Genomic DNA, 24,651 nt, shown 5'->3' with positions numbered 1-24,651 from the left:
GTGAAAAAGCAGTACCTGGCTTATTATGCGGCGCCTACGTTATTTATCTTGATGCTTGTAGATTCCCAACTGACACGGATTTTTACCAACGTCACGGAAAACGTCTATCTCGCAAATGCTCACCTGTTTTTAATTGCCTTGATGGTTTGCTGTCACGTGTTGCCAAAACGCTACATGTTGATTACGGGTTTGGTGTTAGGATTATTGTTTGATACCTATTACATCAGTGTGATTGGCATTTATGCGGTGACAATTCCAGCAATTATTTGGTTGATGTATTTATTGCATAGCATTTTGTATCGCAGTATCTTTACTATGTTTTTTGGCACGGTCATCTTGGTGACGGTCTATGAAGTCTTACCACTTTTGATTCAAGTGTTATTCAATTTGACCACAGTCAAAGTCAGCTTCTTTATCAGTCATTCATTAGGACCAACCCTTTTGATCAACCTATTGTTATTCGTACTATTTATCTTTCCCTTCAAACGATTATTTGGTGCCAAATAATCGTTTGAAGGCTTTTTTTTTGCTTGTAAACCCCCGGTGGGAAAGGGTTTTACGAATTGAAACATAGCTGTAACATTCCCCTTACAAGGCTGTCATATCACTATGGTACAATTTCCTTTGTTAAGAAAGAGATAAGAACCTTAAAATTCTCTCTAGATGAATGAACTCAATTCATACACTAAAGCCAGTCGGAGGAAGATAAAGTGAAGAAACGTGGATTATCAGCATTGTTGGTATGTTCATTGTTACTAACTGCAGTTGCAGCGCCAGTAGCAGCAGCAGCGGACGAAATCGACACGAAGATTGAACAACAAGATCAAAAAATTTCCAGCTTGAAGGGTCAACAAGCGGATGCTCAAGCAAAAATTGATGCGTTACAAAGTGATGTAGATTCCATCGCCAAAAAGGCTGACAAGCTTGTCACTGAGTCGCTTAAATTATCTGAACAACAAGACAAGCTGCAAAGTGAAATCGAAAGCTTGCAAAAACGAATTGAAAAACGGGAAGAAAAGATTCAAAATCAAGCCCGAGATATGCAAGTAAACGGCAAAAACGCTTCTGTTTTGACCGCTGTTTTAGATGCGGACTCCGTATCTGATGCAATCGGCAAAGTCCAAGCTATGACGACCATCGTCAATGCGAACAACGACCTTGTCATTCAACAAAAAGAAGACAAGCAAGCGGTGGAAGACAAAAAAGCCGAAATCGAAGCAAAACAAGAAAAATTACAAGAAAACCAAGTGGAATTGGAAAGCCAAAAAGGCGATCTAATTGCAAAACAAGCTGACTTAAACGTCATGAAAGCAGACTTGGCCTTGGAACAAAATGAAGCGGAAGGCGAAAAAGCTAATTTGGAACAAAAGAAAGCTGAAGCCGAAGCTGAAAAAGCACGAGTGGCAGAAGAACAACGCTTAGCAGCAGTAGCCCAAGAACAAGCAACAGCAGCTACGACAGAAACTGCAACAAGCAGTACAACAGCTGAGTCTTCCACACCGGAATCATCCAGCACACCGGATTCTAGCTCCACAACCGAATCCACTACGCCGGAAGCAACGACTCCAAGTGAGGATAATAACAGCAACAACGGTACTGGCGGTTCTAATACCAATAATGGTGGGACTTCAAATACTGGTAACAGCTCAAACAATGGTGGCTCTACTGGTGGTTCCAACAGTAACAATTCGAATAGTAACTCGAATAATTCAAACAATAGCAATTCGAACGCTGAAACACCAAGTAAGCCATCTACTCCTTCAACTAGCGGGGATTTGATTGGTACTGCTTATAAATATCTAGGCACTCCTTATGTATGGGGCGGTTCTACTCCAAGTGGATTTGATTGCTCAGGCTTTACTTCTTACGTTTATCGGGAAGCATACGGCCGGGAAATCGGTCGGGTAACAACTGCTCAAGAAGGAAATGGTCAAATCATTTCTGCCGATGCCGCTAAAGTTGGCGACTTGGTATTCTGGGGCGCACCTGGTTCTTCTCACCACGTGGGGATTTACCTTGGTGGTGGCCAATACATCCACGCACCAAAACCAGGGGATGTTGTAAAAGTTTCTTCTTACTCTTACTACAAACCAAACTTTGCAGTATCTATGTAAATCAAAAAGACTTTCGAGACCAGCGACTTTGTTCGCTGGTCTTCTTTTGTTGGAAAAAACGCTAGAAAAGTTCTTGTTTAGAAAAGAAACGTGATAAGATGAAACAGAGGTGAAAACTGTGAAAAAAATCTGGAAACAACCAAATTTTTACTTTGCCATTGGCATCGCTGTGATGGTGGTGTTGTTTATTAGCTCGTCACAAACCTATGCGCAGCAGTCCCAAGTGGGCTTAATCGATCGCTTACTTCAAGGAGAGCCTCTTAAGGACACTTTGGGCAAGATTCACTTTGAGTATGCGGGCAGTCCGGTGAGTATGGAGTCTTTAGGTTACAGCAAGTTTGTAGAGTTTTTCATTCGCAAAGGGGCTCACTTTATGACCTACTTTGTCATGGGAGGAAGCTTTTGTCTGGGCTTGTATTTTAAGATGAAAAATTTTTGGTGGAGTGGCTTTTTCGGCTGGTTGGCGGCTACGGGCTATGCCGGAATGGACGAATTTCATCAACAATTGACCGGGGGACGGACGCCTTTGTTTGAAGATGTCATGTTGGACTCTGCTGGGGCGCTGACAGCGGTTTTGATTATTTTGTTGGTCTTATTGGTAAAAAAACAGCGGACTCATTGAAGTTATAGGGCAAAAAGGTTTTTCTTTGGGCTTTTCTCAAAGCTTGTTCTAGAATAAAGGGGAACCTGTGAAAAGAGTAGAGGAGGATGTCGAATGTCAGGACATAGTAAGTGGAACAATATTCAAGGACGGAAAAATGCACAAGATGCAAAACGAGGCAAGATTTTTCAGAAGCTTTCCCGGGAAATCTATATGGCGGCGAAAGCCAGTGGCCCAGATCCCGATACGAATCCGGCGCTGCGCTTAGTTATGGATAAGGCCAAAGCAGCCAATATGCCCAATGATAATGTGGACCGGGCCATTAAAAAGGCCACCAGTGCTACAGAAGGGGAAAACTACGATGAAGTCAGCTACGAAGGGTACGGTCCCGGTGGCGTGGCGATTTTAGTCCATGCGTTGACGGACAACCGTAATCGGACGGCGACCAATGTGCGAGTGGCATTTACCCGCAACGGTGGCAACCTTGGAGAAACTGGCTCGGTTAGTTACATGTTTGACCGCCGGGGCTACATGGCAATCGAGCGTCCAGGACTAGATTTAGATGAAGATGCCATGCTAGAAGCTGTGATAGAAGCCGGTGGAGAGGATTTGTTAACCTCACCAGAAGTTTTTGAAATCTATACGGCACCAGAAGATTTCCCGGCGGTGCGAGATGCGTTGACCGAAGCGGGCTTTACTTTGGCCCAAGCAGAGTTGACCATGGTGCCCAGCACGACTACGGAAGTGACCCCAGAACAAAAGGAACAATTACAACGTTTGGTGGACAAGCTGGAAGACGATGACGATGTCTCGGAAGTCTACACGAGTTTAGAGGAGTAGCCCAGTGAGAATGCCAAAGTTTGTCGATTCACGGGTAGTGGTCCATGAGAGCCTACCGATTGGGATTTTGTTGGCCATGGCGGGGGGCTTTCTAGACGTCTACACCTATTTGTTTCATGGTGAGGTTTTTGCCAGCATGCAGTCCGGTAATGTGATTTTAATGGGGGTCAGTGTGGCTCAAGGGCGCTATCATGAGCTCATCCGTTACTTACTGCCCATTGGGATGTTTATGATTGGGATCTTTATGACCAATTTATTGAAGCATCGTTTTCCGAAAAAAAGTCCGTTTACTTGGCAAAATGCGGCGGTGGCCATTGAGTTATTGGGGATTTTTTTGGTAGGGTTGTTTTCTGATATTACCAGCAATCTGCTGATTAATTCCGCCTTGGCCTTTTTCGCGGCGATTCAATACGCTACTTATCGTCGCTTGGCCGGGCTGCCCTATGCCACTACTATGACTTCAGGAAATCTGCGGTCGATTGCGGACTATGCCTATGGTTTTTTCTTTACGAAGGACCCCACGGCTTCTTTTAAAATCAAGTACACTTCGGCGATTGTGGTGGGCTTTTTCGCCGGGGCTGTCTTGAGTGCTTGCTTGGCACCGGTCATGCGGGGAAAGGCAATTTGGACGGTTTCTTTGCTTTTGTTGGTGGTTTTGACGATTACGCTGAAAAATCAGGAATGAAAAGAAAAGGAGTAAGCAAATGAAAGCAACGGCATTATCCGTGGCAACCTTGCTGCGGGCTCAAGAACGGTTGGAAGACACGTTAGCTCAAATGACGGTAGCGGAAGCCAATACCATGCCTCATCCTTTGATCAAGTCCGTTACGTGGTTAATGTGGCACACCGGCCGGGAGTTGGATTTGCAAGTATCCGATTTAAAAGGGGTACCTTCCTTGTGGCAAAACGCCGGGTGGAGTGAGCGGTTTGCGCTGCCTCTACCAGACGATACAGAGGAGTGGCACCATACACCACAAGAAGCGGCCCAAGTGACGGTGGCTGACAAAGATCTCTTATCGGCGTATTTAGCAGCTAGCATTCAACTAACGGTGGACTACTTGGAATCTTTGGATGAAGCCACTTTACAAGATGTGGTGGATGATTCCTGGGCAGAGCCGGTGACGCGGGAAGTTCGTCTCGTATCAGTGATTGATGATGCCGTGATGCACTCTGGCCAAGCGGTTTACACCAGACGATTGGTAATCAATAAATAAGCAAAACAGGTCTCTCGCCAAACTAAAGCGAAAGACCTGTTTTATTTTAAGCTAGAAAAAAACGGAGCAGCCGGGGCTGTTCCGTTTTTTGTGTTTAAAAGACTAAGACCGGGGTGCCTTCTTCTACGGTTTCATAAAGTGTCTTCATGACATCCGGTGGTGTATTGACACAGCCGTGGGAGCCATAAGTCAAGTAACGGTCGCCACCATAAGCAGCTTGCCAGCTGGAGTCGTGGATGCCCACGCCGGACCAGTCGATTGGCAACCAGTAATCTACTGGTGTGGCATAGTCGCTACCATCTTCATTTTTCCCTTTTAAAGTTTCGTTGGTTTTCTTTTCCCAAATGTAGTTTACACCAGCGGGAGTCGCGGTGGTTGGTTTCCCAGTTACTACGTCGGTTTCCAGTGCAACGGCGCCGTCTTTGTAGTACCACATGTGTTGGTTTTCCATATCGACTTCGATATACGTGTTGCCAATCATCGGTTCAGCAGCGGTGGAGCTCCCTTTGGTTACTGGTGTGCGGGTAAAGGCTTCTCCTGCTAGGATGGCTTCCACCAAAGCATCGGTTTCTGTGTCCACTTGGATCGTCCAGCTTAAGGTTCCGGCTGGTACGCTGACTTCGCCTCGTTTGGTACTTTTGAATTTCGTAGGGTTTGTACTGGTGTTGTATTTATCTCCCAAGGAAGCCACATAAGCCTTAACTTGATCTCGGTCCAAGGTGATTTCGCCATCGGTGTATTGCAACCAACTGGAAATGGACTCCGTTGGGATTTGGAACGTTTCCCCGTTAATGGTGTAGTTGGCTTGGATTTGGGCGATTTGATTGAGTTTGTTCATTTCCGTTTGGAGACTTTCATCCGTGGAAAGGACGGTTGGTTTTTCTGTGTAATCCATTAATTCTAAGCCGGACTTGTCTTTTGACACAAAGTCTTTTAAGTCTTTGATGACATTGTCCACGTTAACGGAATTCCCGTTGACTTCAGGGGTAATCGTGAAGCCAGAGTCACCTTTGGTCAAGGTAGCGTTGGTGGTTTTCGTACGACTTTCATTCAAGGTATTAAGCTCTCCTTGAATCGTTGCCGCTGCCGCATTGAGTTCGTCTTTATCCAAGGTCAAGCCGTTCACATCACTGCTATCATTTGTAAAGACATAGGCCATTCCCCAACCCCATTGGTTTTGGTCTTCTAAGAGATTTTTCAGTTCCCCGGAAAAGTCGGTTTTCATCCCCAAATCGGACAAAGAGATGCTTTTCCATTCCTGACCGTTGTCCGTAATAGTGAACTTCGTATCATCTGTTGCGGCTTTGAGCTTTTTATTGGCTTCGGCCACGGTGAGATCACTAATATCGGTATGATTAATCTTGGTGTTGGGCAAGAAACGCTCAGAGTAGTTGCTGGCGTTGACGCCGTAGCCTGTGGTCAAAGCGGCTAGCACCACGAGGATGGCAATGAGGACGTACTTCTTTTTCCCGGATTTTTTGTGACGAGATGTACGAGACATATTGTTAACTCCTTATGTATAAAATATAAGTTCATAGATATTCTACCAGTTTAGCACAATGATAGCACGATTTACTTAAAATACTAGCGACAGGGTTTAAGAAAAATGATTTTTTAATAATCTGTAATAAAAGTAGGTTTTTATGAAATGAAAGAGCAAAGGTTTACGGCTCTTTTCGATTTTTTGACAAAAAAACGGACCCTAAAAATAGGGCCCGTAGTCTGCAAGTCAGCTTATTTGCCAGCTGCATCTTCTGCTTCTAGTTTTTTAAAGGCTTCCGTAAGAACGGCCTTCAATTCTTTCGCAGAAGCATTCATCCGGTCTTGTTCGGAATCGCTTAGTGGGATTTCAATGACGGTTTTAACCCCTTTGGCATTGACCACGGCTGGAGCGCCGATGTAAATATCGCTTTGACCGTATTGATCATCCAAGTAAGCAGATACTGGGAAGATGGCATTTTCATCGTTTAAGATAGCACGGGTGATCCGGGCTAATGCTACGGCGATTCCGTAGAAAGTAGCGCCTTTCTTGTCGATGATTGTGTAAGCCGCATCCCGCACGCTGAAGAAGAGGTTAACCATAGCTTCTTCATCCACATCTGGATTGCTCTTCACCCATTCATAAATTTGCAAACCGCCGACATTGGCATGGGACCAAACAGGGAATTCGGAATCCCCGTGTTCCCCTAAGATATAGGCATGGACGTTACGTGCATCAACGCCAACCATTTCAGCAATTTTTTGACGGAAACGAGCAGAGTCCAAGGAAGTCCCAGAACCTAATACCCGTTCTTTCGGGAAGCCAGAGAATTTCCAAGTGGAGTAAGTCAAGATGTCCACTGGGTTGGCTGCTACTAAGAAGATGCCGTCAAAGCCGGAAGCAACAACGCTGTTGACTACTTCACGGTTGATTTTCAAGTTTTTATGAACGAGATCCAGGCGAGTTTCACCGGGTTTTTGTGGTGCGCCGGCAGTGATGACAACGAGGTCTGCATCGTGACAGTCATCATAGTTTGCGGCGTAAATCCGTTTTGGAGAAGTCCATGCTAAAGCATCGGTCAAGTCCAAAGCGTCACCTTCTGTTTTTTTCGTATTAATGTCGATGATGCCGACTTCTTGGGCGATATTTTGAGTGACAAGAGCGAAGGCGTAGCTAGATCCGACAGCACCGTCTCCAATAAGAATAACCTTTTGATGATCTTTCAGCGTATCTTTTGTTTTTGTCATTACCATTCCGTCCTTTCAGATCATGATTTATCGTAACAATCGTATCATTTCATTTCCGGTTTGTCATGTAATATGATTGACGCTAAACCTTAATAGAACGGGATTTATCCTTGGTGGGGCTTACATTTTGCTACCTTCATTCCTCACATTTGAAAACCGGAAAGCCCGCTTTCTTAAGAAAAACGAAAAGCCTTTTGCCTTCATTGTCTATTCTTACAGGGACTGTGCTATAATCGTAAAAAAAGTACCCCTAGGACTGGAGAGGCATTCTCCAGCCTTTTGTGCTGTTTTCAAGTTTTTGAAAGCAGTCGATGAAAGGAAAAAGGAAGCAGAAGATGAAGATGATTGTAGGGCTGGGCAATCCCGGCCGCAAATACGAACAAACGAAACACAACGTCGGTTTTATGACGGTAGATCGCCTGGCGCAAAACGCCGGTGTGAATTTTAAGAAAAATCCTTTTGAAGCAGAAGTAGCGGAGTTCTTTGTCAATCAGGAGAAAGTCCTTTTGGTAAAACCCCAAACCTTTATGAATGAATCCGGTCGGGCAGTAGGACCGTTAATGACTTATTTTGGCATCCAGGCAGAGGAGCTCTTGGTGATTTATGATGACTTGGACTTAGCCTTAGGAAAACTTCGCTTGCGTCAAAAAGGCTCGGCGGGAGGCCATAATGGAATCAAGAGTATCATTTCCCATTTAGGCCATCAGGATTTCAAGCGCATTAAGATCGGCATCGGCCGGCCCCAACCAAAAATGACGGTGGTGAACCACGTTTTGAGTCCTTTTGCCAAAGAAGACCTGCCTTTAATAGAAGGAAGTCTCCAAAGGGCCACGGAAGCCTGTGAGTATTTACTTGCTGGTCATGACTTCACCCAAGCTATGAATCAGTTTAATGTGCAGAATTAGAAAGAGTTGGTGAAACAATGGATTTACTCCAGTTAACGGCCCAGATGCCCATAATCGAGCAGTGGCACCGGCAGATAAAAGAAGGCCAATCCCGGCAATTGGTGACTGGTTTGGCCGGCTCGGCGAAAACCTTGGCCATTCTAGCAACCTATGAAAAATTTAAGCGGCCGATTTTGGTGGTGACACCAAATCTTTATTATATGAATCAAGTAGTGGAAGACTTGCGCAATCTGACAGAGGAAGTCTTTGCCTATCCCGTGGACGAGGTCTTGTCTGCGGAGATGGCCTTTGCCTCTCCGGAAGCTCGCGCTGAACGGATTCAAACCTTGAACGCCATTAGTGCTGGGCGTCCAGGGATTTTTGTCTTGCCATTGGCGGCCATTCGCAAGTACTTGCCCCAAGTTAGCACGTGGCAAAAGGCCCAGCTTCATTGGGAAATCGGCAGTGAAATTGATCTGGAAACTCTGCCGCAAAAACTTGTCTTAATGGGCTATGAGCGCCAACAGATGATCATGAAGCCCGGAGAATTCAGTATTCGGGGAAGTATTTTAGATATTTACCCGATTACCGCAGACTATCCATTGCGAATCGAACTCTTCGATATTGAAGTGGACTCCATGCGCTATTTCGACGTGGAAACCCAACGCTCTCTAGGGAATGCCAGTGAAGCTTTGATCACGCCGACGACGGATTTGGTTTTCTCTCCTGAAGATTTGCAACAAGGGGCGGTAAAATTACAAGACCTGTTGACAAAACGTCTGGCAGTGACCAAAGAACCAGTGGATCGCAGCTTTTTAGAAGACTACTTTGGTCAGGTGATCACATCATGGGAGGAAGGGATTCCCGGAGAATACGCCCAGTATTATTTGGATCTCTTGTATCAGGAAAAGACTAGCTTAGTAGACTATTTCCCGACAGATAGCTTGCTGTTTGTGGACGACTACGCCCGCATTATGGAAGCCGACCGGGAGATGCAAAAGGAAGAAGCCGAATGGCAGACCCAAAAAATCAGCGAATTACGGGTCTTCTCTCAACAAACCTTTGGTAGCAATACCCATGATTTCTTCCGGAACGAAACCTTCACCACGACCTTTTTTGCGTTGTTCCAAAAAGGCATGGGCAATCTGCGCTTTTCTTCTATTTTAAATGTCCAGTACCGGCCAATGCAGCAGTTTTTCAGTCAAATGGGACTGCTGAAGACCGAGGTCACCCGCTGGGAAAACCAAGGACAAACCGTGGTCTTCTTAGTAGGAGACAAAGAACGGGCCCAAAAGCTGGAAGAAGATTTTCGAGATCACAATATTTACGGAGTGATCACAGAACCGGATCATTTGCTTACGGGACGGACCCAAATCATTGAAGGCAGTTTGCAAAATGGTTTTGAAATGCCTCAAGACCATCTAGTGGTGGTCACGGAAAAGGAAATTTTCCAACAAGTGAAACGAAAACGGGCTCGTCGGCAAAATGTTACCAATGCGGAGCGCCTGAAGAGTTACAACGAATTAAAACCTGGGGATTTTGTGGTTCATGCCAATCACGGGATTGGGAAATTTGTGGGGATGCAAACCTTAGAGGTGGATGGGGTTCATCAAGACTACTTAACCATCCTCTATCAAAACGACGACAAGCTCTTTATTCCGGTAACGCAGCTGAATTTGATTCAAAAATATGTAGCTTCTGAGTCCAAGTCCCCGCGGATTAACAAACTGGGGGGCAGCGAGTGGAGCAAGACCAAGCGAAAAGTCGCTGGGAAAATCGAGGATATCGCCGACGATTTGATCTTACTCTATGCCAAGCGGGAATCGGAAAAAGGCTATGCTTTTGGCCCAGATGATGCTTATCAAAAGGAATTTGAAGATGCCTTTCCCTATAGTGAGACCGATGACCAATTGCGCAGTACGGCGGAAATCAAGCGTGATATGGAAAAAGACAAACCCATGGATCGCTTGTTAGTCGGTGACGTGGGCTTTGGGAAAACGGAAGTCGCTTTGCGGGCTGCTTTCAAGGCCATTAAAGAAAGTAAGCAAGTGGCCTTTTTAGTGCCTACGACGATTTTGGCGCAACAGCATTACGAAACCATGCTGGATCGCTTTGAGGGCTTTCCGGTGAATGTGGGCGTTTTAAGCCGTTTTCGCACGAAGAAGCAACAAACTGAAACTTTGGAACAATTGCGTACAGGCCAGCTAGATATTTTAGTCGGCACGCACCGCCTTTTATCGAAGGATGTGGAGTTTGCCGATTTAGGCTTACTTGTCATCGATGAAGAACAACGTTTTGGGGTGAAGCACAAGGAGCGCTTAAAACAACTGCGTTCTCAAGTGGACGTATTGACCTTGACGGCGACCCCGATTCCCCGGACGTTACACATGTCCATGTTAGGGGTGCGGGATCTGTCCGTAATCGAAACACCGCCGGAAAATCGCTACCCGATTCAGACGTATGTCATGGAGAAAAATCCTGGTGCGATCCGGGAGGCTATGCAACGGGAATTAGCCCGGGGCGGTCAGATTTTTTATCTGTACAATCGGGTGGAAACCATCGAGCGCAAGGTAGAAGAGATTCAAGAACTTTTGCCGGATGCCCGGATTGCCTACGCCCACGGACAAATGACGGAGATTCAACTGGAAAACACGTTGTTTGATTTTATCGAGGGCATGTACGACATCTTGGTAACTACCACGATTATTGAAACCGGCGTGGACATTCCGAATGTCAATACTCTCTTTGTGGAAAATGCCGATTACATGGGCTTATCCACGTTGTATCAGTTACGCGGGCGGGTAGGGCGAAGCAATCGGGTGGCCTATGCCTACTTTATGTACGAGCCACAAAAAGTCTTGAATGAAGTCAGCGAAAAGCGTCTCCAGGCCATTAAAGACTTCACGGAATTAGGCTCAGGCTTCAAAATCGCCATGCGGGACCTTTCCATTCGTGGGGCGGGAAATCTCTTAGGCGCCCAACAGCATGGCTTTATCGATGCCGTCGGGTTTGATATGTATTCTCAAATGCTCAGTGAAGCCGTGGCCCGTAAACAAGGGAAAAACACACAAAACGAGCGCACCTCTGTGGAAATCGACTTGGGCATCGATGCCTATGTACCGGGGACTTATATTGAAGACGAACGGCAAAAAATCGAAATCTACAAGCGAATTCGTGAGATGGAAACAGAAGAAACCTTGGACGAAATCCAGGATGATTTATTGGATCGCTTCGGGGAATTCCCAGATGAAGTTTCCCATCTGTTGACGATTGGTCAGATTAAAATGGACGGAGACCGGGCTTTACTGGAAACCATCCGCAAGCAAGACGACAAGATTCGTTTTACGTTGAGTAAGGCCGGTACGAAGCTTTATTCTGTAGAACAACTCTTTGAAGCCTTAGGAGCCACGAAGTTGAAGGCGACTATGGGCGTGGACCGAGAAAAGATGAGCATCATCTTAACTATCGAGAAAAAAATGGGACAAGCGGTTTGGCTTCATGAAGTCCAAGAATTTGTCAAAGCATTACGGGCTGAAAAGTACAAAGCGCTAAAAGAAAAAGAGAAAAACCAACCTAAGGACTAGTTTTTTGAATCCTTGGGGAGAAAGGAGGCGGCCTATGCCGGAAACGAAGATGAAGTCCGTGATGCAAGGCGCCTTGGTGCTGACTGCGGCCTCCTTTGTGGCGAAACTGCTAAGTGCCGTCTATCGGGTACCTTTCCAAAACTTAGTAGGAGACGAGGGCTTTTACGTCTATCAGCAGGTTTACCCGCTCTATGGGCTAGCCATGACCTTGGCCTTATCCGGTTTGCCCCAGTTTTTATCCAAGTATGTGGCAGAACAAGCAGGCGTCAAAGAACAGCAAAAGGCGATTCAACGACTATTTCCCATGGTCTTTTTAAGCGGGGTAGCCCTGTTTGCCCTGATTTTTCTTGGAGCAAGCTTCATTGCCAAACTCATGGGGGACCCGGAATTAGCTCCCTTGATTCGTGTAGTAGCAGTGACCTTTCTCTTTGTTCCCATCTTGTCCTTTTACCGGGGCAATTTTCAAGGAAATCTGTTAATGACTCCCACGGCGGTTTCTCAAGTTTGGGAACAATTGGTGCGGGTGGCGGTGATTTTACTTGCTTCCTTTGGCTTTGTTCGTTGGGGCTTAAGCGTGTACCAAACCGGGACTTTGGCCATGTTTGGTGCGGTTTGTGGCGGTTTGGTGGCGCTGATTATCTTATTGGTGTATCAAAAGAAAATCACTGGGCGCCGCTTAGGCCTATATCCGATTAATTGGCGGACAGCTTGGCATTGGCCTTTGTTCCGTCGCTTCTTGGTAGAAGGGGGCTTGGTGTCCATCTACAGCGGTCTGCTGATTTTATTTCAATTAGTGGATTCGTTTTTTGTAGCCAATGCTTTGCAAGCGGGCGGTTTATTGCCACAAGTGGCCCGAGTGACCAAAGGAGTCTATGACCGAGGTCAACCCCTCGTACAATTAGGCTTAGTGGTCGCAGGGGCTTTAAGTTCAACCTTTTTGCCGGCGTTAACCAAATACTTGCTTCAAAAAAACGAAGGCTTGTATCTGGCAACGAGTAAGATGTACCTGCGTTTAACCACTAGCATTTCGCTGGCGGCAGCTGCGGGCTTGGCGCTTTTGTTACCTTTAATCAACTACGCGTTGTTCAAAGATGCTTCCGGTAATTTACCTTTAATCATTTATGTCGGGGCCATTTTTGAAATGGGGATGATTCAAGGCTATCAAAGTATTGCTCAGAGCCAAAATCGTTTCCGGATTCCATTGCGAGCCGCACTTTTAGGGCTAGCGGTGAAATTTGTGGCCACGTGGCCTTTAACGTGGGCTTTAGGCACGGTGGGAGCGAGCTGTTCTACTTTGTTAGGCTTAGCCGTGACTTTGGTGTACATTGCCAAGCAAACCACCCCGGCAATTAACGCCTTTTTAACCGAGCGTCGTTTTTTGGTAAAACTGCTCTTTTGCACCTTGGGCTTGGTCTTTGTAGTAGTGGGGTATGACTTGTTTTTAGTCATTTGGGACCCGGCCATTAGCCGACTCACCGCTCTTTTGTTAGCTTTATCAGGAGTAGTCATCGGGATTGCCACCTTTTTAAAGCTGGCTTTAGTTAGCAAATTATTTACCATTCGCGAGTGGCTCTTATTGCCATTTGGGAAAAAAATACTGACCATGAAAAGAAAGAAGGATTGACATGCGTTTAGACAAATTTTTAAAAATTTCACGAATCATCAAACGACGACAAGTCGCAAAAGAAGTAGCGGACAAAGGTCGTATCCAGATTAATGGCAAAGTGGCTAAGTCCAGCTCCAGCGTCAAAGTAGGCGATGTGTTGACGATTCAATTTGGCAACAAAGTCTTGGAAGTCAAAATTCAAGAGCTGCACGAGTCCACCAAAAAAGACGATGCGGCGAAAATGTATGAAATCATCAGTGAAAAGCGGATCAATGAGGACTAGAATTCCATTAGACATCCCTAAGTATAGTTGGTATAATAAGAACCAAATCAATCAGTGCAAACAAAAAGAAGGAGACCAGCGTTCATGATGCAAGGGCCAGAAGAAAAGGTTACCCCAATTGATACGGACTTTGCCAAGCAGCAAACTGCCAAGATGATCAAAGAACATCGCCAGGCGATTTTTCGCAGACGACGTTTAGGTCTGCTTTTTGTCATTGCCCTGACAATTTTTGGTTTTGTAGGCTTCAATCTGTATCAAGATCAACAAAAGGTTAACGAACTGCAAGCAATCAAAAAAGAAGCCGTCGCCGATCAAAAGGTACTGGCCGATAATGTGGCGGACCTGAAGACGGAAGTCAAGCAGCTTCAAGATGAAGATTACGTGGCGAAGTTGGCCCGCAGTCGCTTCTTCTATTCAGAAGACGGCGAAACGATCTACCCATTACCGGGGGATAAACAAACCGATAAGACGGATGAACAGGTTCAAAAAGCCTTAGAGAATACTCATTCATCAACTACTACTGAAAAGTAGGGTAAATATATTAGAGTCAATACTAGGAGGAACATTTTTTAATGGCAATCGAAGTAGGAGAAAAGCTTCAAGGAAAAGTGTCTGGTATCACAAATTTTGGTGCTTTTGTCGATTTAGGCGACAGAAAAACTGGTTTAGTCCACATCAGTGAAGTTTCTGACGGCTATGTGAAAGATATCAACGAAGTGTTGAAAGTTGGGGATGAAGTAACGGTGGTCGTTACTTCCGTGGGCAATGATGGCAAGATTGGCTTGTCCATTCGCAAGGCCCAAGACAAACCACAGGAAAAACGTGATTTTGCAAAAGGTCCACACAAAGGGTCAACAGGACGTCCTAACGATCGTGGTGGGAAAAAGCCTTATAACCGTGGTTCTGGCCAACATCAAGGTCGCAACAACTTCGGCAATGACACGAAGCAGGATTTTGATTCATTGATGAGTTCCTTCATGAAAGACAGCGACGATCGGCTTTCTTCTCTACGCCGAAACACAGAAGGAAAACGTGGTGGCCGTGGCGGTCGCCGTAATTAAGCGAGTAGATGCGGGATGACTGTCCGAGACAGTTCTTCCCGCTTTTTTCGTATGTAAAACAAGGAGGCAAGAAAGATGGCCCAAGACTTGGAACAGGCTTTTTGGCAACAAGGAGAGAGTCGTGGCGTTTGGCAGCCCAACAGCCGAATTTTGCTAGCGGTTTCCGGCGGGGTGGACTCCATGGTGCTCCTTTCTTTAATGGAAAAGGTCACTTCAAGACTGCCTTTGACCATCGGGGTGGCCCATGTGAATCATCAACTACGCCCGGAATCCGAAGCAGAAGAAGCCTTTTTAAAAGCCTATTGTGCAAGAAGGGAAATTGCTTTTTATGGGCGCCGCTGGGAAGAAGCACCGGCTAAGGGCATTGAAGAGGCGGCCCGGAATTTTCGCTATCAGTTTTTCCGAGAGATTATGGTAGAAGAAAAGTACGACACCTTAATGACGGCGCACCACAGTGGTGATCAACTGGAAACCATGCTGATGAAGATGCTACGAGAAGGCAACTTGCAAACTGCCGGCGGAATTAAGCCAGAGCAACCTTTTGCTCCAGGGCGTCTGCTGCGGCCCTTGTTGTCCTTTGCTAAGGAAGAACTGCGGGAGTATGCCCATAAAAATCACTTAGTCTATTACGAAGATGCCACCAATACCAAGCTGGATGTTCAAAGAAATCGTCTGCGACAACAAGTGGTGCCTTTATTAAAAGCGGAAAATCCACAAGTTTTGGCCCATTTTACCCAGTTGGCCCAGCAAATTCAGTGGACGGTGCAGTGGCAGCAAGAAAGTTTAGAAGCCTGGTTTGAAGAATATGTCTCGCCTTTAGAAAACGGCTGGAAGCTGCCAGTTCAGGCTCTATCTGTGCTACCACCAGGGCAACGCTATTTTTGTGTGCAGTATTGTCTGTTGAAACTGCGCAATCAACAAGGGCTAATGTTTCACGAGGAACAATTGCAACTGATTTTACGGTGTCTAGCCAGTGAACGCTCCCAGTGGTCTGTGGACTTAGGAGACGGTTGGCAAGCACGACGGGAATACCAGCAATTTTTACTACAAAAAAAAGAAGCCGAAATTCTGACAATAGACAGCCAGACGCTTTCTTTAGGCAGTGGGATTTTCTTAAGCGAGGGGGAGTGGCTAGGGTTCTTGCCGGCCGATGCGACGGGAATTCTTCCAGAAGAGCGAGGAAAAATTCCGGAAAAAGTCAAACTTTGGTCAGAATTCAGTCACGCTTTGCCAGTAGACTTTCCTACTGAGGTGATGTTGCGCAAACGAGTCGCTGGGGACCGCATTCAATTAACCCCCGCTTTGAGGAAAAAGATTTCCCGGATTTTGATCGATAAAAAGATCCCCAATGTAATGCGAGAGCGCACTTGGGTAATGACGGATCGTAAAGGACGGATTTTGGGGGTTCTACCAGTCGCCCTGTCCTATTTGAGTATTGGGAAAGAAACTGATAAAATACACTACAGACTTCTTTATAAATACAAAAAATAACAATGAATAAGAAGTGGGATTGGAAGGAGCAGACTATGCTGGAGAAGGATATCGAAAAGGTACTCATTACAAAAGAGCAAATCGCCGAACGCTGTAAAGAGTTGGGCAAAGAATTGACCGCAGAATATCAAGGGAAAAACCCATTAGTGATTGGCGTATTGAAAGGTTCGATTCATTTCATGGCGGATCTTTGCCGGGAGATGGATTGCTATTTGGAGTTAGACTTCATGGATGTCTCCAGTTATGGCAATGCCACCGTCTCTTCCGGTGAAGTGAAAATCTTGAAAGACTTGGACACCAACGTGGAAGGCCGGGACTTGTTGATCATCGAAGACATCATCGACAGTGGGCGCACTTTGTCTTACTTAGTGGATCTTTTCAAATACCGCAAAGCCAACTCGGTTAAAATCGCGACTTTATTGGACAAACCAGAAGGCCGCGTGGTAAAAATCGATGCCGATTACATTGGTTTCGATGTACCAAATGAATTTGTCGTCGGCTATGGATTGGATTACGCGGAACAATACCGTAACCTTCCTTATGTAGGCGTCTTAAAACCTCGTGTTTATCAATCAAATTAGTGACAGAATCAAATCTAGATATGATACAATGAAATGGTCAGGATTGATAAAATAATTAGCCAAGGAGGGCGAGCATGAACAAGAAAAATAATGGTATGTTAAAAAATACCTTGTACTATGTACTCGTGCTGCTGGCGATGATCACAGTCGTCTATTTCTTGTTTGGAAATGGTGGGCAACAGTCGCCGGATATCGAGTACTCCACCTTCAAAGAGCAGCTTGCGGACGGGAAAATCAAGAGTTTCTCCGTACAACCTGCGAACGGGACCTACAAGATCACCGGGGAGTACAAAGAAAAACAAGAAGTATCAAATAGTAATGGCCTAAGCATCTTAGGCGATACGGCTGCTGAAACCAGTAGCTTCACAACGATCATTTTGCCAAATGACAGTACTTTGAGCGAAATCACGAATTTGGCATCTGAGAGTAATGTGAAGACCGTTATCAAAGAAGAGTCCAACAGCGGACTGTGGTTGAGCTTAATCATGAGCTTCTTGCCACTGGTCTTGATCTTCTTCCTCTTCTACATGATGATGGGACAACAAGGCGGCGGTGGCGGCGGTGGCGGCCGAGTGATGAACTTCGGTAAGTCCAAAGCCAAAGAAGCCGACAAAAAAGCCAATCGGGTGCGTTTCTCTGACGTAGCCGGGGCCGAAGAAGAAAAACAAGAACTAGTCGAAGTCGTGGAATTCTTGAAAGACCCACGTCGCTTCGTAGAACTAGGGGCTCGGATCCCTGCTGGGGTCTTACTAGAAGGACCTCCCGGAACTGGTAAAACATTGCTTGCAAAAGCCGTGGCCGGTGAAGCAGGCGTGCCATTTTACTCCATCTCTGGTTCAGACTTCGTGGAAATGTTCGTCGGGGTCGGGGCTAGTCGTGTGCGAGATCTCTTTGAAACAGCGAAGAAAAATGCGCCAGCCATTATCTTTATCGATGAAATCGATGCGGTTGGGCGTCAACGGGGCGCCGGCATGGGCGGTGGCCACGATGAACGGGAACAAACCTTGAACCAATTGCTCGTGGAAATGGACGGGTTTGATGGTAACGAAGGCGTCATCGTCATTGCTGCTACGAACCGTTCCGATGTTTTGGATCCAGCCTTGTTGCGTCCAGGACGTTTTGACCGTCAAATCTTAGTCGGTCGTCCAGATGTGAAAGGTCGGGAAGCTATCTTACGGGTTCACGCGCGGAACAAACCGTTGGCAGACGATGTGGACTTGAAAGTCGTTGCTCAACAAACACCTGGTTTTGCCGGGGCTGATTTGGAAAACGTCTTGAACGAAGCGGCTTTAGTAGCGGCTCGTCGTAACAAGAAGAAAATCGATGCTTCCGATATTGATGAAGCAGAAGATCGCGTAATTGCAGGACCTGCGAAGAAAGATCGGGTCATCTCCAAACGAGAACGGGAAATGGTGGCCTACCACGAAGCCGGCCATACTATCGTGGGCTTAGTCTTAAGCCGCGCCCGGGTCGTACACAAAGTTACCATCATTCCTCGGGGACGTGCTGGGGGGTACATGATTGCTTTGCCGAAAGAAGATCAAATGTTGATGACCAAAGACGATATGTTCGAACAAATCGTTGGTCTCTTAGGTGGTCGGACAGCGGAAGAAATCATTTTCAACGTTCAATCTACTGGTGCTTCCAATGACTTCGAACAAGCAACTGGCTTGGCTCGGAGCATGGTCACTGAATATGGAATGAGCGACAAGCTTGGCCCAGTTCAATACGAAGGCAACCATCAAGTCTTTGTTGGTCGTGACTATGGTCAAACTAAAGCTTACTCTGAACAAGTTGCTTTTGAAATCGACCAAGAAGTTCGCAGTATTTTAATGAGCGCCCATGCAAAAGCACGGGAAATCATTGAAACACACCGGGAACAACACAAATTGATTGCTGAAAAACTACTAGAGTTTGAAACACTAGATGCCAAAGCAATCAAATCCTTGTTCGAAACCGGTCAAATGCCGGCGGGAGCAGAGGATGCTTACCCTAGCGAAAAAGCGCAAACGTTCGAAGAAGCCAAACGTGCTTTGGAAGAAAAGGATGCGGAAAAACAAGCGGAAGAAAAGAAAGACTTCGATGAAGCGAAAGATTATTTCGACGCAGAAGCGAAGGAAGCGCGCCTTGGCTCCGATGAGGAAACCAAGGAAGTCCAATCCGCTATCGATGAAGAACACAAAGACATCGAGGACGAGGATAAATAAACTAGCGTTGGTTTTATTAGCGAATAAAAGAGTTCTTTCAGGCAGTGATGCTTGGAAGAACTCTTTTTTTGTATGCCTATTGAGAAAAAATACATAAATTCCGCTTGTTTTTCGAAATAAGTTGCAAAACAATCGCTATAAATGTATATTAATACAAAAAGGAGCGAGTTTATGACGTATTTATTTCCAAATTATGCACGGAAGCCTTTTGAAATCGTCACGGGATTAGGGCTTACAGTAACAGACAATCAGGGCAAGGAGTATCTGGACTTTACCAGTGGGATTGGAGTAGTGAACTTGGGACATCACCATCCAGCGGTGGAGCAGGCTTTGGCAGAACAAGCTCGTCAGTTGTGGCATATGCCAAATCTTTATGAAAATCACTTGCAAGAAGAAGTGGCCCAAGCCCTAGTAGGCGAGTTGGGTTATGTTGGTTTCTTTTGTAACAGTGGCGCAGAGGCCAATGAAGCTGCCATTAAACTGGTACGTAAGGCTCGGGGGAAAAGTAAGATTGTGACCTTTCAACATTCCTTTCATGGACGTACTTATGGCGCTATGAGTGCCACGGGCCAAGCCTCGATTCATGCAGGTTTTGCGCCTTTAGTGCCGGATTTTCACTATGGTGTTTACAATGATTTTGACAGTTTGGCCTTAGTGGATGAAGAAGTGGCCGGCGTTATGGTGGAAGTGATTCAAGGAGAAGGGGGCGTGATTGTTGCAGAGGAAGCTTGGTTGCAAGCTCTCGCTCGGCGCTGTCAAGAAGTGGGGGCGCTACTGGTGATTGATGAGGTGCAAACCGGTATGGGGCGCACGGGGAGTTTATTTGCCTTTCAGCAGTTTGGCATTGAACCGGATATCTTTACGCTGGCAAAGGGTTTGGGCAATGGCTTTCCGGTCGGAGCAATGTTTGGCAAGGGTGAGTTAGCTGCTTCTTTTGGTCCGGGAAGTCACGGAAGTACTTTTGGGGGGAATAAACTGGCCATGGCGGTAGCACTTGCTGTGGTTAAGACCATGCAAGCGCCAGATTTTTTCCCACAAGTCGCTCAAGTGAGCCAGCAATTAGCCAAAGGACTCCAGGAATTAAGAGCGCCTAAGCTGTGCGAGGTTCGAGGGCGTGGGCTCATGTGGGGCTTGGAATTTAGCGACCAAGAGGAACTGCTGCGGGTCATGGCAGCGGCAGAAGCTAAGGGACTGTTAACGTTGCGGGCAGGAGAAAAGGTCTTACGTTTATTGCCGGCTTTGACCATTACCCCAGCGGAAGTGACTCAGGGACTGTCAATATTAGCTGATGTTTTGTAAAGTGATTTGATTTTTATACAGCAACTTCGCGTTTGGATGCATAAATTAAACAAAAAGTTTCAAAAAAATTATAATTAAACATTGACAGATAAAAGGACAGTGTTTATAATTTGAAGTAATTTCACGAAAGAAGGGAACGCAAATGAAGGCGGCAATCGTTGGTGTGACAGGATATACCGGTATCGAGTTGTTGCGGATCATCCAGGGACACCCCCAATTGACCGTGGGCACCATTCACAGTTATTCGATGCATAAACATTCAATCGAAGAAGATTATCCCCATCTCCAAGGGGTCTTGCAACTGCCAGTTCAGCCTTTTGAGCCGGAGCAGATTATGGCTAAAAATGATTTGGTGTTTTTCGCTACCCCGGCCGGTGTGGCAAAAGAGCTGGCGCCTGTCTTTCTAGAGGCAGACTTTCCCGTGATTGATTTGTCCGGAGATTTTCGTCTGCAAGATCCGGCGGTTTATGAGAAATGGTACCAAAAACCGGCAGCAACAAAAGAGTTACTAGCCCAAGCCACGTATGCTTTACCGGAGTTTACTTCGGAGTATTCCGGAAACTTGATTTCTAACCCCGGCTGTTATGCTACGGCGGCACTGCTAACGATAGCTCCCTTAATCAAGGGGAATTTGGTTGATTCAACGACGCTGATTTTGGATGGCAAGTCAGGCTTGTCCGGGGCCGGCAAGACTTTGGGCGAGAGCAGTCATTACGTCAATGTGGATGAGAACATGACCTTGTACAAATTAAATCAGCATCAGCACATTCCGGAAATTGTCCAACAGCTACAGGTCTGGAATCAGGAAATTACGAGCGTTCACTTTACCACTAGCTTAATTCCCGTGAAGCGGGGGATCTTTTTGACCGTTTATGGGAAAGTCAAAGCCGGAGTCACAGAAGGGGCAATCTATCAAGCCTATGAAGAATGCTACCAAGAAGCCCCTTTTGTTCGATTACAAGCAAAGGGACAATTACCGCAACTACGGCAAGTCACCGGGACGAATTTTTGTGATATCGGCTTAGGGGTCAACGAAACGACGGGAATCGTTACGCTAGTGGGTGTCATCGACAATTTGATGAAGGGCGCCGCTGGTCAAGCGATTCAAAACTACAATCGCTGGGCGCAAATTGAAGAGACAGCTGGTTTGTGGCAAGTACCACTGTTTCCATAAATAAATAAGGAGGATGGCCATTGGAAAAAGTAACGGGGACGATTGTCAGTCCAAAAGGATTTCACGGGGCTGGGATGCACTGTGGCTTGAAAAAACGAAAAAAAGATCTCGGCTGGCTCTATTCCGATGTGCCTTGCCAAGTTGCGGGAGTCTTCACGACGAATCTCGTCCAAGCAGCCCCGGTGACTTACACCAAAGCTCTAGTGAAAAAGGGCCAGGCCCAAGTGATTATCGTGAACTCCGGGAATGCTAATGCCTGTACCGGTGAACAAGGCATCCAAGATACGGCTACCATGGCTCAGTTGGCTGGGGCGGCCTTGGCAATTGATCCCTCCTTGGTGGCGGTGGCCTCCACAGGGGTCATCGGGCAGCTTTTGCCCATGGACACGATGGCACAAGGCATTGCCAAGCTAGCAAAGGAAGGCTCCGGCCGTGATTTTCAGCAAGCGATTTTAACGACGGATACTTGTGAAAAATCCGTAGTCTATCAAGGGAAGATTGCAGGTCGAAAAATCACAGTGGCCGGGTGTGGCAAAGGATCGGGGATGATTCATCCGAATATGGCGACTATGCTAGGTTTTGTGACCACGGATGCGGCGATTGAGCAAACTCTTTTGCAAGAGCTTTTGGCCGAATTGACGGAGACTACCTTCAACCAAATCACGGTAGATGGGGACACGTCCACCAATGATATGGTGCTAGTCTTAGCCAATGGGCAGGCCGGCAATCCTTGCATTCAACCAAATACAGTGGAATACCAAGCTTTTAAAGAAATCTTAGCCGCAGTTTTAACCACATTAGCCAAAGCAATTGCCAAGGACGGCGAAGGGGCTACTAAGCTAATCGAAGTGGTGACTCGTGGGGCTTTGGATGATTTACAGGCCCGCATGATCAGCAAAACCATCGTTGGCTCCCCATTAGTGAAGACGGCACTTTTTGGCAAAGATCCCAATTGGGGACGGATCTTGTGTGCTATCGGTTATAGCGGAGCGGAGTTAGACGTCAATCAATTAACGATTCGCCTGGGGGAAATCCCGGTATTCACTCAGGGAATGCCGATGATTTTTTCTCAAGAAGACATGGCTTGTTATTTGGAAAATCCAGAATTAGTGATTCAAGTGGATTTGGGAGACGGAACGGGGCAAGGACGAGCGTGGGGCTGTGATCTGACCTATGATTACGTGAAAATCAACGCCTTGTATCACACATAGCTGCAAAGGAAATGAGGGAGAAAAATGGGAGTAATCGTGGTGAAAATGGGGGGCGTTGCCTCTGATAATTTGGACGCAGCGTTTTTTGACCAAATCAAGACTTGGCAATCACAAGGCAAACAAGTCGTCATCGTCCATGGGGGCGGTTATTACATTTCGGAAATGATGCAGCGCCTAGGCCAGGAAGTCCATATTCAAAATGGGTTACGGGTCACCGATGCTGGGACTTTGGAAATTACCCGCATGGTGCTCTTGGGCCAAGTGCAACCACTGATTACCACGAAGTTTCTCGCAGAAGGCTTTCACGCCCTTGGATTAAGCGCTGGCAGTGATCAGCTCATCCAAGGGGATTTCTTAAATCAAAGGGAGTTGGGGTTTGTGGGTCAGGTAAGTCAGGTGAACCAAGCGCTCTTGACCGTTTTATTGGAAAAAGAGCATATTCCGATTATTGCGCCTCTAGGAATCACCACAGAAGGGCAATGGTTGAATATCAATGCCGATGAGGTGGCTTGTAAAGTCGCTAGTGCCTTACAAGCAGAGGCTTTGTATTTGCTGACGGATGTTCCCGGGATTCGCAAACAGGACGAGTGGCTCACTCGGGTTTCCGCGGAACAAGTCAGTCAGCTAGTGGCAGAAAAAGTGGTAACCGGGGGGATGCTGCCGAAGCTGGCCAGTGCGCAAACCGCTCTGGAATCCGGGGTTACAGCAGTCTATATTACCAATTCAATCGTCAGTCAAGGAACAGAGCTTTATTATCAGGAGTGCCTTCAGCTAGAGGCCTAATCAAATGTATTCGAGACAGTCGAGAGGTCCCCGGGGGAGGTGGCCTCTTTTTTTTGCCAAATATTACGAAAATGATGAGGTGCCTGAAAAATAATAATAAGGTACTTGATAAAATCTTCAGGTGCCTGTATACTTCTAATCGCAAGGTACCTTACTAATTGATCGACAAAAGGAGTCGTTTACTATGGATCATATGTTTGAAGATTTTATGCGTTTTGAAAATATCTTACGTCGTTACTTATTTTGGCAAAAGAAAGGCAATGTAGCCAATCCCCATCAAGGGCAAGGGCGAGTGCTAATGCTCTTGAATATGCAACCAGAAATTACGCAAAAACAGCTGACCTTCCTCTTAGACATGCGTCCCCAGTCCCTAGGGGAATTGCTTACGAAGTTGGAAAAAAATGAATACATCACACGGACGCCTTCCCCAGAAGATCGTCGGGTTATGGTGGTTAGACTGACCGAAGCAGGCAAAGCCGCTGCAGAGAAAATGACCGGAGAACCGGAAAAGACGATTTTCGATCAGCTAGATGCAGAGGAACAAGAACAATTGGCCGGTCTACTGAACAAACTAAGCGATTATATGGAAGGGGAATTACCGGAAGAGGCCTTGCAAGGGGGCATGGACGAAAAACATCGCCAACGGATTTTAAATGAAATGCGTCGGGGCGGTTTCGGAGGCTTCAAAGGTCGCCCAGGATTTCCAGACTTCCATGAAGGACGGGGACCGCGACATCACGGCGATTGCCACGGATTTCACAACGAATACTTTACAGACTAAAAAATGAGCGAGGTGTTGCCTATGTTGGCATTGTTTTTATGGATTTTAGATCGAATCAAAGAGCACAGTGAGCGCAATGAGTTTAATGCAATCGAAGACTAATCGCTACCCCGGAGGCTAAAGAGCTTTCGGGGTAGTTTTGGATTTTCCTAAAAATCGAGCCATCAAGTTGAAAAATCTGTTGCCAGACTGTATGATTCACTAATGAAA

General features: G+C 46.3%; 22 protein-coding genes. 20 read left to right on the top strand and 2 right to left on the bottom strand.

Annotated features, from left to right (window positions below):
* From mreD to I579_RS02980, 6 genes are all read left to right on the top strand, one after another.
* Entirely contained in the window at positions 1 to 507 is a 507-nt protein-coding gene (gene mreD, locus I579_RS03005) for a rod shape-determining protein MreD (RefSeq protein ID WP_010754899.1), read from the top strand.
* Positions 508 to 710: 203 nt separating this feature from the next.
* On the top strand, positions 711 to 2,114 hold the full coding sequence (locus I579_RS03000; protein WP_010754898.1) for a C40 family peptidase: 1,404 nt from the start codon (positions 711 to 713) through the stop codon (positions 2,112 to 2,114).
* Between the two features lie 118 nt (positions 2,115 to 2,232).
* Positions 2,233 to 2,736 carry a VanZ family protein gene (locus I579_RS02995; RefSeq protein ID WP_010754897.1) on the top strand — a complete coding sequence of 168 codons (504 nt, stop codon included), beginning with the start codon at positions 2,233 to 2,235 and terminating at the stop codon, positions 2,734 to 2,736.
* A gap of 93 nt (positions 2,737 to 2,829) precedes the next feature.
* Entirely contained in the window at positions 2,830 to 3,555 is a 726-nt protein-coding gene (locus tag I579_RS02990) for a YebC/PmpR family DNA-binding transcriptional regulator (protein WP_010754896.1), read from the top strand.
* 10 nt (positions 3,556 to 3,565) lie between these two features.
* Complete coding sequence (locus I579_RS02985) at positions 3,566 to 4,240, top strand: YoaK family protein (protein WP_016249769.1); 675 nt, start codon at positions 3,566 to 3,568, stop codon at positions 4,238 to 4,240.
* Between the two features lie 19 nt (positions 4,241 to 4,259).
* Positions 4,260 to 4,769 carry a DinB family protein gene (locus I579_RS02980; RefSeq protein ID WP_010754894.1) on the top strand — a complete coding sequence of 170 codons (510 nt, stop codon included), beginning with the start codon at positions 4,260 to 4,262 and terminating at the stop codon, positions 4,767 to 4,769.
* 94 nt (positions 4,770 to 4,863) lie between these two features.
* Here I579_RS02980 and I579_RS02975 read toward each other — a convergent pair whose 3' ends face one another.
* A complete protein-coding gene (locus tag I579_RS02975) occupies positions 4,864 to 6,270 on the bottom strand; it encodes a L,D-transpeptidase family protein (protein ID WP_010754893.1) in 1,407 nt (468 codons plus the stop codon).
* Between the two features lie 233 nt (positions 6,271 to 6,503).
* Complete coding sequence (locus I579_RS02970) at positions 6,504 to 7,496, bottom strand: L-lactate dehydrogenase (RefSeq protein WP_010754892.1); 993 nt, start codon at positions 7,494 to 7,496, stop codon at positions 6,504 to 6,506.
* 335 nt (positions 7,497 to 7,831) lie between these two features.
* Between I579_RS02970 and pth the strand changes: the two genes are divergently transcribed.
* From pth to I579_RS02900, 14 genes are all read left to right on the top strand, one after another.
* A complete protein-coding gene (pth, locus tag I579_RS02965) occupies positions 7,832 to 8,401 on the top strand; it encodes an aminoacyl-tRNA hydrolase (protein WP_010754891.1) in 570 nt (189 codons plus the stop codon).
* A 17-nt stretch (positions 8,402 to 8,418) separates the two neighbouring features.
* Entirely contained in the window at positions 8,419 to 11,964 is a 3,546-nt protein-coding gene (gene mfd / locus I579_RS02960; RefSeq protein WP_010754890.1) for a transcription-repair coupling factor, read from the top strand.
* A 34-nt stretch (positions 11,965 to 11,998) separates the two neighbouring features.
* Positions 11,999 to 13,588 carry a putative polysaccharide biosynthesis protein gene (locus I579_RS02955; protein WP_010754889.1) on the top strand — a complete coding sequence of 530 codons (1,590 nt, stop codon included), beginning with the start codon at positions 11,999 to 12,001 and terminating at the stop codon, positions 13,586 to 13,588.
* A 1-nt stretch (position 13,589) separates the two neighbouring features.
* Positions 13,590 to 13,853 (top strand): RNA-binding S4 domain-containing protein, encoded by a 264-nt coding sequence (locus I579_RS02950; RefSeq protein ID WP_010754888.1) that lies wholly within the window; start codon positions 13,590 to 13,592, stop codon positions 13,851 to 13,853.
* Between the two features lie 84 nt (positions 13,854 to 13,937).
* Entirely contained in the window at positions 13,938 to 14,384 is a 447-nt protein-coding gene (locus tag I579_RS02945; protein WP_010754887.1) for an FtsB family cell division protein, read from the top strand.
* A gap of 41 nt (positions 14,385 to 14,425) precedes the next feature.
* The gene (locus I579_RS02940) at positions 14,426 to 14,914 is read left to right on the top strand and encodes a S1 domain-containing RNA-binding protein (RefSeq protein WP_010754886.1); all 489 of its coding nucleotides are present in this window, start codon (positions 14,426 to 14,428) and stop codon (positions 14,912 to 14,914) included.
* A 75-nt stretch (positions 14,915 to 14,989) separates the two neighbouring features.
* On the top strand, positions 14,990 to 16,405 hold the full coding sequence (tilS, locus tag I579_RS02935) for a tRNA lysidine(34) synthetase TilS (RefSeq protein WP_010754885.1): 1,416 nt from the start codon (positions 14,990 to 14,992) through the stop codon (positions 16,403 to 16,405).
* A 35-nt stretch (positions 16,406 to 16,440) separates the two neighbouring features.
* Complete coding sequence (gene hpt / locus I579_RS02930) at positions 16,441 to 16,986, top strand: hypoxanthine phosphoribosyltransferase (RefSeq protein ID WP_010754884.1); 546 nt, start codon at positions 16,441 to 16,443, stop codon at positions 16,984 to 16,986.
* 74 nt (positions 16,987 to 17,060) lie between these two features.
* On the top strand, positions 17,061 to 19,193 hold the full coding sequence (gene ftsH / locus I579_RS02925; RefSeq protein WP_010754883.1) for an ATP-dependent zinc metalloprotease FtsH: 2,133 nt from the start codon (positions 17,061 to 17,063) through the stop codon (positions 19,191 to 19,193).
* A 171-nt stretch (positions 19,194 to 19,364) separates the two neighbouring features.
* Positions 19,365 to 20,492, top strand: a complete 1,128-nt coding sequence (locus I579_RS02920) for an acetylornithine transaminase (RefSeq protein ID WP_010754882.1) — start codon at positions 19,365 to 19,367, stop codon at positions 20,490 to 20,492.
* A gap of 142 nt (positions 20,493 to 20,634) precedes the next feature.
* The gene (gene argC / locus I579_RS02915; protein ID WP_010754881.1) at positions 20,635 to 21,666 is read left to right on the top strand and encodes an N-acetyl-gamma-glutamyl-phosphate reductase; all 1,032 of its coding nucleotides are present in this window, start codon (positions 20,635 to 20,637) and stop codon (positions 21,664 to 21,666) included.
* 20 nt (positions 21,667 to 21,686) lie between these two features.
* Complete coding sequence (gene argJ, locus I579_RS02910) at positions 21,687 to 22,877, top strand: bifunctional glutamate N-acetyltransferase/amino-acid acetyltransferase ArgJ (RefSeq protein ID WP_010754880.1); 1,191 nt, start codon at positions 21,687 to 21,689, stop codon at positions 22,875 to 22,877.
* 24 nt (positions 22,878 to 22,901) lie between these two features.
* A complete protein-coding gene (argB, locus tag I579_RS02905) occupies positions 22,902 to 23,660 on the top strand; it encodes an acetylglutamate kinase (RefSeq protein WP_010754879.1) in 759 nt (252 codons plus the stop codon).
* A gap of 184 nt (positions 23,661 to 23,844) precedes the next feature.
* A complete protein-coding gene (locus tag I579_RS02900) occupies positions 23,845 to 24,441 on the top strand; it encodes a MarR family winged helix-turn-helix transcriptional regulator (RefSeq protein ID WP_010754878.1) in 597 nt (198 codons plus the stop codon).
* Positions 24,442 to 24,651 lie beyond the last annotated feature (210 nt).

The organism is Enterococcus asini ATCC 700915, assembly GCF_000407365.1.
Taxonomy (GTDB): domain Bacteria; phylum Bacillota; class Bacilli; order Lactobacillales; family Enterococcaceae; genus Enterococcus_C; species Enterococcus_C asini.
Note: the sequence above shows the minus strand (reverse complement) of the source record. Positions and strands in the feature narration are given on the sequence as shown.